The organism is Prevotella sp. P6B4 (assembly GCF_000619985.1).
GTDB lineage: Bacteria > Bacteroidota > Bacteroidia > Bacteroidales > Bacteroidaceae > Prevotella.
Map to the genome: position 1 here is coordinate 1 of NZ_JHVE01000042.1, position 2,545 is coordinate 2,545.

The following is a 2,545-nucleotide window of genomic DNA, read 5'->3' on the forward strand; positions in this document are numbered from 1 at the left end:
TGTAAATGATAACGCAAAAGTATACCAACAAATAATTCAATAGTATACCAGTCCAAAAGAGCGCTGCAAATATACAAAGAGTTGGTTATACATTACTTTTTTCTATTAATTTTTTTGTTTCTTTAATACGATATGACGTACCTGTCATGTTGACGAGATACGATTTGTGACACAGTCTGTCTACTAGAGCGGAGCACAAGACTTTATCCTTGAGCACCTCTTCCCACCTCGTAAAAGGCAGGTTCGTGGTGATGATGGTAGCTCTCTTTCCTGTCCGCAGAGAGAGGTGATTGAAAAGCATCTCAGCTCCTTCCTTGTCAAAGCCGACATATCCCAACTCATCACATATAACGAGATCATAACGTTCAAACTTAAGCTCCAGACTCCTAAGCGTCTTTTCCGTCTTGGCCTCCCTTATGAGTGTCAGCAGGTGTGGTACAGATGTAAAGAAAACTGTATATCCTTCAAGGCATGCCTTAACGCCAAGCCCGATGGCAATATGCGTCTTGCCTGTACCTGGATTGCCATACATAACGATACTCCGTCCCTCCTTGATAAAATCAAGTGTCTCCACTTCAGGCAAGAGCATCTGGCCCTCAAGGGGGAGTTCTTCCCGCTTGAGTTCTTCCAGGTACTTCATCTGCGGGAAGTCAGCCCTGTGTATGCGTATGATCTTGCTCTTCTCGCGCCGGCTTGTCACTTCCTCCTCAAACAGCCTGCGCAGGAACATGAGATATCCCCACTGCTCCCTCATGGCATCCTCCGCAAACAGGGAGAGGTTTTCCCTCACCGTTGCGAGCTTCAGTTCCTTTGCATACTGGCATATGATATCCTTTTCATTCATTGCCCACACCTCCTTTCTGCCGCAGTCCCCTGCATAATACCGTCAAGCTGAGTCAGTACATCCTCACTGCCGAGTTCTATTTCAATGAATTCATCCGTCTTCTGGTTATCAGTAAACACAAGCGGTGCTGCATCTCTCGTCTCCAGTGCCACCTTTATCTGATCAAAATTGATATGTCTTGCGCCACGCATACGTATTTTCCTCACTGCGTCCAGGATGTCCTTGTAGTCGTACCTGTTGTCCCTGCAGTACTTGAGCAGCTTGAGGAAATCCTTCCCGTTCTCGGCAAAGTGTACGCGGAAAAGCTCCTGCATCTTCTCCGGCATCTGCCGCAGTGCCACAGAGCCTTTAAGTGCACCCGGCTTCTTCATCAGGGTATTGATGTAATGATTGATGTCAAACGTCCATGATCCGTGGGAATAGCTGCGCTCATGCTCTGCCATCTTCTTGTGATCTGCGTCATAGACACGCACCTTTTCGCTATATAGCTGTACGATGACAGTCGTACCTACAAGATGGTCGGGGACCGAATAGTGGGATCCCTTTACCGAGATGGTTGACTGCTTGTCCACACTGCACTCAAGCATGTCGAAGCATCCAAAATCACCAGGGAAACGAAGCATATACTTTACATCCCTGCATAGGGCTTCCTGCTTGTTGCCTGTGGCGATACTACCGCTCTCCTTATTAATATTATCGCATATGCGGCTCAGCCAAATCTGTGCGTCCTGGATGGAGTCAAAGTCCACCCGTGTAGTGAATGCACGTCCCCTGACATAGTCCACACTGCGCTCCACATGCCCTTTCTCCCAGCCGGCACGTGCATTGCAGAAACGGTAGTCAAACCCGTAGAAGGTGCGCATACGGAGCAGCGTCTCGGTAGGTTTCTTTCCGTCCGGTTTCAGTATGACGGCCACTTTCATGTTGTCATATACCATTATATGCGGTACGCCATGCACGTCGTGGAAGAAGTTACGGTGAGACTCCATGAAGGCCAGGTTGTCCTGATGACGGAAAAGGTATGCCCAGCGTCCCTCGCTGTGACATAGTGCAAACACGGCCATCGTAAAAGTCACGGGCTTGCCTCCTATGCGCAGCTTGACCTCACCCCAGTCAAACTCACACTCCTGACCGGGCTCGTAGTACTGCTTGACGAACACGTCCTTAGGCTTCCTTGATCTCTCTGCCTTGCGTCGCTGGATGTACTTGCAGACGCTGGAGTAGCTGATGTTGAATCCTTTCTCTATCAACACACGATGTATGTCCTGTTTTTTCAGGCATTGTTTACGCATGCCTGTCTGCCTGCGCTTCGCATTTTCCTGCAGCCAGTATTCTATCTCTGCACATACAGGCTCCGTCATGCGGGGACACTCGACATTGCGTGCTGGATACTTGGGCTTACTGGCAAGACAGATGTCCAACCCCTCCTCAGGATCCTCCCTGATAGAGGCCTCATACTCACGGACGTAACGTGTTACGGTCTTTCTGTTAAGACCTACTCTACGGGAAATCTCCCGTAAACTCAAACCATCAACACGATGGTAATGAAGGATTTGTTCTTTCTGATCCATCTCAATCATCTTTAAACTCTCTGTACGTTAAACAGCACTCATGCGAGCAACTATTATATAACGTAGAACTCTGATTGGATGGTATACTTTTCGATTATTATGGTGGTATACTTTTCAATTATTATCTACA

2 protein-coding genes are annotated in these 2,545 nt (G+C 48.0%); both read right to left on the reverse strand.

Annotated elements, in window-relative coordinates; translation table 11 throughout:
* Nucleotides 1-85 precede the first annotated feature (85 nt).
* A complete protein-coding gene (gene istB / locus T491_RS0115160) occupies nucleotides 86-844 on the reverse strand; it encodes an IS21-like element helper ATPase IstB (RefSeq protein WP_036916231.1) in 759 nt (252 codons plus the stop codon).
* Nucleotides 841-2,415, reverse strand: a complete 1,575-nt coding sequence (gene istA, locus T491_RS18160; protein ID WP_231480271.1) for an IS21 family transposase — start codon at nucleotides 2,413-2,415, stop codon at nucleotides 841-843. Before istA ends, istB begins: the two co-directional genes overlap by 4 nt.
* Nucleotides 2,416-2,545: the final 130 nt, after the last annotated feature.

Coding starts and splice junctions, on each gene's coding strand:
- istB (WP_036916231.1), bottom strand. CDS start 844: ATGAATGAAAAGGATATCATATGCCAGTATGCAAAGGAACTGAAGCTC.
- istA (WP_231480271.1), bottom strand. CDS start 2,415: ATGGATCAGAAAGAACAAATCCTTCATTACCATCGTGTTGATGGTTTG.